This is a genomic window from Serratia microhaemolytica, from assembly GCF_004011885.1.
Taxonomy (GTDB): Bacteria; Pseudomonadota; Gammaproteobacteria; order Enterobacterales; family Enterobacteriaceae; genus Serratia_G; species Serratia_G microhaemolytica.
Map to the genome: position 1 here is coordinate 20,754 of NZ_ML137210.1, position 6,379 is coordinate 27,132.

The 6,379-nt window shown below is 48.3% G+C and carries 6 protein-coding genes; 1 reads left to right on the top strand and 5 read right to left on the bottom strand.

Features of this window, described 5'->3' with window-relative positions; all coding sequences use genetic code 11:
* Positions 1-89: 89 nt before the first annotated feature.
* Positions 90-710: a BamJ family beta-barrel-assembly machinery protein gene (locus tag EOJ37_RS00560; RefSeq protein ID WP_127956596.1), complete on the bottom strand. Its 621-nt coding sequence runs from the start codon at positions 708-710 to the stop codon at positions 90-92.
* An 859-nt stretch (positions 711-1,569) separates the two neighbouring features.
* On the opposite strand from EOJ37_RS00560, the gene EOJ37_RS00565 reads away from it, so the two are divergent.
* Positions 1,570-4,416 (top strand): autotransporter outer membrane beta-barrel domain-containing protein, encoded by a 2,847-nt coding sequence (locus EOJ37_RS00565; RefSeq protein ID WP_240651641.1) that lies wholly within the window; start codon positions 1,570-1,572, stop codon positions 4,414-4,416.
* 78 nt (positions 4,417-4,494) lie between these two features.
* On the opposite strand, the gene rplI is transcribed toward EOJ37_RS00565, so the two are convergent.
* Genes rplI through rpsF form a run of 4 tightly spaced genes read right to left on the bottom strand, consistent with a single transcriptional unit; the run spans position 4,495 to position 5,943 of the window.
* On the bottom strand, positions 4,495-4,947 hold the full coding sequence (gene rplI, locus EOJ37_RS00570) for a 50S ribosomal protein L9 (protein ID WP_127956598.1): 453 nt from the start codon (positions 4,945-4,947) through the stop codon (positions 4,495-4,497).
* A gap of 39 nt (positions 4,948-4,986) precedes the next feature.
* Positions 4,987-5,214 carry a 30S ribosomal protein S18 gene (gene rpsR, locus EOJ37_RS00575; protein ID WP_023489463.1) on the bottom strand — a complete coding sequence of 76 codons (228 nt, stop codon included), beginning with the start codon at positions 5,212-5,214 and terminating at the stop codon, positions 4,987-4,989.
* A gap of 4 nt (positions 5,215-5,218) precedes the next feature.
* A complete protein-coding gene (priB, locus tag EOJ37_RS00580) occupies positions 5,219-5,536 on the bottom strand; it encodes a primosomal replication protein N (protein WP_127956600.1) in 318 nt (105 codons plus the stop codon).
* An 8-nt stretch (positions 5,537-5,544) separates the two neighbouring features.
* Positions 5,545-5,943: a 30S ribosomal protein S6 gene (gene rpsF / locus EOJ37_RS00585; RefSeq protein ID WP_127956602.1), complete on the bottom strand. Its 399-nt coding sequence runs from the start codon at positions 5,941-5,943 to the stop codon at positions 5,545-5,547.
* Positions 5,944-6,379: the final 436 nt, after the last annotated feature.

The following is a 6,379-nucleotide window of genomic DNA, read 5'->3' on the forward strand; positions in this document are numbered from 1 at the left end:
AACAGCGTTGGCAGTGCTACATCAGGCACTGCCAACAGCAGATTAGTGTGCTGAGCAGAGTGCATTACTCTGCCCAATTTGCTGCAGGATCAGAGAATTTCCAGCAGCTCAACTTCAAAAATCAGCGTACTAAATGGCGGGATGGATGCACCGGCACCTCTCTCACCGTAGGCCAACTGATGGGGGATGTACAACTGCCATTTTGAACCGACCGGCATCAGCGTCAGCGCCTCAATCCAGCCAGGGATCACCCCACTAACCGGAAACTCGGCAGGTTGGCCACGTGCCACCGAACTATCAAACACGTTACCGTTGATCAACTTACCAGTGTAGTGAACCCGCACCCGATCCTGACGCGAAGGAATAGCCCCCTCTCCCTGCTGCAACACTGAAAACTGTAGCCCTGACTCGGTTTGTGTCACACCATCACGCTGCGCATTCTCGGCCAGGAACTGCTGCCCCTCTGTCGCCATTGCCTGTTGGCGTTCAAGACGCACGGCATCTGCACGCTCATGAATTTCGCGTAGCGCACGATGAACCTGTTCAACCGGTACTACTGGGGTATTCCCTTCCAGCGCATCACACAAGCCGGCCAATAATGCTTGCGGCACTAACCCGCTTAAACCGGACTCCTGCAACTGCTGGCCAACCTGTAGCCCAATACCATAACTTGCTTGCGCTTCAACGCTGTCAAAAGAAGGGGTTGTCATCTAAGGAGATCCTTTCATCTATAAAAAGTGAACCCGCAGCATAACAGCCACAGCGAGCCGGGTAAAATTTTGTGTGAATAATTATGTGAAGAAGCATGACACCCAGCACACACGGATAGTCCAGTTTTAGCACGCAAGTTAACAGGTTAATCAAGCCACTGTAACTCGGTTATCAATCAACCATCACCATCGACAGACAAAAATTCATTTCATATTTACCGCGTGGATCACTTTGTTGTTTATTGGCAAACTTGATAATTTTCACACTCGCAAAAATATTTGATTAAATACTGCTCATAATACGATGAATGTCACAATGAGTTACATCTCAATCGTGCATCAACAGTCACGAAAGTGATGTTATAGGTTACTCAACGCCGTGGCAAAAACCCATCAATGACGTTATTCCCCAGCCGTTAGAACTCCCGAGCCTGTTTTGACCGGAACATTTTTTCTGTCTATCTTTTAGTTAACAAAAACAGAAAATACTGGAAATTTATCTCCCATGCTGGGTGATCTAAAACGAAATGGTGAAATATTATCGATGGTTAGTGATAGCAAGCACTGTCCGCGTTGAAAAGATTACAGACAGCACCATCAATTACATGATGTTGTTGGCCCGGTGATCAGTATGAAGTCGAGACGCATTAACCAATCAAGATTGATGCAATATTCTCTTCCTTAATTTTGTTTTCTGGTGAAAATATAAGGAAAAGGATAACAAACAGTAGGCAAAATGTTATCGAAATATTTTTCGTGGCAACAAGATAGCACTTAACGCGTCAATCGTTTGATTAAAAAAACTTCGTACCATCACCTCGGTTAAGTAATCGACAATTGATCTTACCTTGGATTGACTATGAAAAAATCTAATTTAGCATTAAGTATTTCTCTGATTGTACTAGCCAATTCTGCTAGTGCTAACGAGATTGGGTTAGTGCCAAATGGACTTGGTAATCATCAAATCAATGCTGGCAGCACCATCACCAGTGTCGGTGGTACTACAGCAGTGACAGGGGTTAGAGCAACCGTCAACGATCAGTATACCGTCGTCGGTAGTGGTGGTATCGACATCACGCTACAAAGCAGCGCTACCGCCAGAGGGGTTTCTAGCAACAACGGCAGCATCGATTTAAACCAGCAAACCAACATCAACGTCACCGGTGGCGGCAGCTCTAGCGGTGTCGAAGCACTCAGCGGCGGCCGGGTACGTGCGGATCAGCTCACCATCAACGTCAATGGCGGGGCTAACAGCTCCGGTATTAATATTCAGAATGGCGGTGTGGTTGACTTAACCGGTAGCAGCACCATCAATGTCACTGGCACCAGCGGCAGCAACGGTGTCTATCTAATGGGATCAACCGGCACCCCTGCTGGTGCTAATCCCGCAACACTTAATGCGGAAAACCTGACCATCAACAGCAATGGTGTCGGTATTAACGCACAAACCGACAGCAGAGTGACGCTGACCGGCAAAACCGTCATCACCTCAGCCGAAGGCGGCATTACCGCATGGGGTAGCAGCTTTAACCCCAATCGTGGTGGTACCGTTACTGCTGACAGCGTGACCATTAAAACCACCGCAGCACGCGGTGACACCGGCGGATTATTTGCCTCACTGGCCGGTATCATTAATGTCGGTGCTGGCAGCAGTATCGAAACTGCCAACATGCATGGCATCTTCGCCACCACTATTGTCGGTTTTCCCACCCCAGCACAAGCGACACGGATTAATTACAGCGGCACAAAAAACAATCGTAATACAATACGTGTCAATGGCCAGTCTGGCGTCACCACCAACGGTGCCGATGCGATTGTCAATTTAGATAATACCGATGTTTATACCGAAGCCAAAAATAGCACCACCATTGGCCTGCGGGCAATTTCCGGTTCAGTGATTAATGCGAATAATAGCTCGGTACAAGTTTCTGATGCCGGTACTGCGTTCGCTTCCCTCGCAGCAGTTGTAGCGCAAAATCAGGATGCTGCAGTCAATTTCACCGGTAATAGCCTGATTGATGCCAGTAACAGTAGAAATGGCATTGCACTGTTAACTTCAGGTACGGGTTCGAAAATAACGGTAAAAGACTCAGCAATTATTAATGGTGATGTATTCACACAAGGTAATAACACATTAATTGATTTAGATCTTAACGATCAGTCGATGTTCACTGGCAGAACACTGATCCTAGAAGGCGTCACCGGAAAAATTAATGTCAATCTCACTGATAGCGATTGGCGCATGACCGGTAATTCCGATCTGACTAATTTAACGCTTAATTCAGGTGGGCGTCTGCATTTAAATAGCCAACCTAATCCATCTAATTTCCAGCCACAGACGTTAACTGTGCAGGGCGACTATCATGGTAATTATGGTGAACTCTACTTTAATGGCGTATTGGCAGGCGATGATTCACCGGTTGATCAACTGATCATCAAGGGCAATAGTAGCGGTACTTCCTTTGTGGCTGTTAACAATCTGGGCGGAATGGGGGCGGCAACACTGGAGGGCATCAAACTGATCCAGGTGGATGGTCTGTCAGACGGCACATTCGTACAGAGTGACCGTATCGTCGCCGGTGCCTATGAATACTCGTTGATGCGCGGCTTGGATGATAATGCCAACAACTGGTATCTAAGCAGCCGACTGATGCCAGAAGATCCCGATGATGCGTTACCACCTCCGACACCGGAAGAGCCTGACACAACACCACCGTTTGATCCGAAAAACCCGTCACGTCTACGACCAGAGCCGGCGGCCTATTATGCTAACCTAGCAGCAGCCAACCACCTGTTCGCTATCCGTTTGCATGACCGGATCGGCGAGACACAGTATACCGACATGCTGACTGGCCAACGAAAAGTCACCAGCATGTGGCTACGCAGCGAAGGAGGCCATAGCCGTTTCCGCGATGAGTACAGCCAGTTGAAAACACGGGCAAACCGCTATGTGCTGCAACTCGGTGGCGACGTTGCGCAATGGAGCAAAACGGGTTTAGACCGGTTCCATCTCGGTATTATGGCGGGCTACGGCAATAGCCACAGTAATAGCGCCTCCAGCTATTCTGGTTACCGAGCCAAAGGCACCGTAGAGGGTTACAGTGTTGGCTCTTATGCCACCTGGTATGCCAATACAGCCGAAAAAACAGGCATGTATCTTGACGCTTGGGTTCAATATGGCTGGTTTGATAACACGGTTGAAGGACAAAGTTTAGCCAGCGAAGAGTATCAGTCTAGCGGCATGACAGGCTCTATCGAGACCGGTTATACCTTCAAAATCGGCGAAAACGTTACCAACAATACCCGTTACTTCATCCAACCGAAAGTGCAAGTCACCTGGATGGGGATCAAAGCCGATGACCATGTGGAAGCCAATGGCACCCATGTCTCTAGTGATGGCGATGGCAATTTACAGATCCGCTTAGGCGCCAAAGCTTTTGTACTGGGTTTTTCTCCACAACGCCAAGAGCAGATGTTCCAACCATTTATCGAAGCAAACTGGCTGCACAACAGCAAAGAGTTTGGAACTTCAATGAATGAAATCTTCGTCAAACAGAGTGGCGCCAACAACATTGGCGAACTGAAACTCGGTGTCGAAGGGCAACTGAGTCGGCAGTTCCAACTGTGGGGAAATATCAGCCAACAGTTGGGCGACAAAGGTTACAGCGATACCAGTGTACTGCTCGGAGTTAAATATCACTTCTAGAGGCACGTAAAGCAAAACGCCAGCATTACGCTGGCGTTTTAACCGGGTTACATCACATCAATACGTTCTGCAATTGCATTACGCTGCTGCAACGACAACCACTTTCAACTGAGCAAATACATCGCTGTGCAGTTGGAAATCCACTTCGTGCTCACCGGTGGTGCGCAACACACCGTTAGGCAGGCGAACTTCACTCTTGGCAACGTCTACCCCAGCTGCAGTAACTGCATCTGCGATATCACGCGTACCGATTGAACCAAACAGTTTACCTTCATCACCTGCTTTAGATGCGATGGTAACTGTAGCCAGTTCGTTGATCTGAGCTGCACGCGCTTGCGCAGCAGCCAGAACATCGGCCAATTTGGCTTCCAGTTCAGCACGACGTGCTTCAAAAAACTCAACGTTTTTCTTGGTCGCAGGCACAGCTTTGCCCTGTGGAACCAAGAAATTACGTGCATAGCCTGATTTAACGGTAACTTGATCACCCAAGCTGCCCAGGTTGGCTACTTTATCAAGCAAAATAACTTGCATTACCTTATCCTCTCAAAGTCGTTAATGGACAGTGGCCAACTACTGATGACTATCAGTATAAGGCAACAAAGACAGGTAGCGCGCGCGCTTGATAGCACGGGCCAGTTGACGCTGATACTTTGCCCGAGTACCGGTGATACGGCTCGGAACAATTTTACCACTTTCAGTGATATAGTTTTTCAGCGTAGCGATGTCTTTATAATCAATCTCTTGAACGCCTTCCGCTGTGAAACGGCAGAACTTGCGACGACGGAAATAACGTGCCATTTGGCTAGTCTCCAGAATCTATCAATTCAATCTGCTCGGCATGTAGCACCAGTTTGTTCAGCCCGTTGCGCCCTTGATGGCAACTGACAAAACCGACAATGGTGAGCTGACTGCCGACCGTTAATCTTAGAGTTAAAGCGTGTAACTTAAGTCCACTGACCACCACGGGCATTCGGCACCATGCTTGTCGGTTGAATCCGGCCTCCACCTGCGCTGAACGATGTTCAAGCACAAACTGGCAGTGGGGTATACCGGAAGGACTTACCTTTCGCACCGGTGTCTTGCACACTGTGCCAGACAATACCAGACGATTAGATGACACGAGCGCGATTACTCTTCAGAATCCCCTGCATCTGCATCATCTGCCAGTTCGTTGGCAAAATCTTCACGACGCTCAGCACGACGCTCATCTTTTGCTTTAACCATTGGAGATGCTTCAGTTACCGCGTGCTTAACGCGCATAACCATGCTACGGATAACGGCGTCGTTGAAGCGGAAGTTAGTTTCCAACTCATCGATCGCTTCCTGCGGAGCTTCCACGTTCATCAGCACGTAGTGAGCTTTATGCAGTTTGTTGATCGGATAAGCCAGTTGACGGCGGCCCCAATCTTCCAGACGGTGGATCTGACCTTGCGCATTGGCGATAGTCGCACTGTAGCGCTCGATCATGCCCGGAACCTGTTCGCTTTGATCAGGGTGGACCATAAAAACGATTTCGTAATGACGCATCGAATTGCTCCTTACGGATTATTCAGCCTCCTGTCGGGGTCAACCGCGGCCCATGGAAGCAAGGAACGTATGTGTGTGCGGCTGAAAAATGACGCGTAATGATACTGGTGCAGCGCACAAAACTCAAGGCATGGTTTGTATTGATAGCGGCAGTGAGGCGGAAGCCTATTTTTATTGATGTTAAACATCATGTTAAGTGTTCTTAATCGCTGGGCACAACGGCCATTGCTTCGCTATTTTATCCCTGGATTACGCTTAGCCCACCCGGCTGTTGGCAGTGACAGCAGAGCAAAACGAGATTGCGGGTGTTACGCAGGGCAAACCCATGAACGGTTTTTACCCGATGATTGACTAAAAAAGTTAACATTTTGATTTAAAATAATTTAAAAATGTGCACTGGTGTGTTTCGTATAAATAACCGGCAACTGTCAGATCA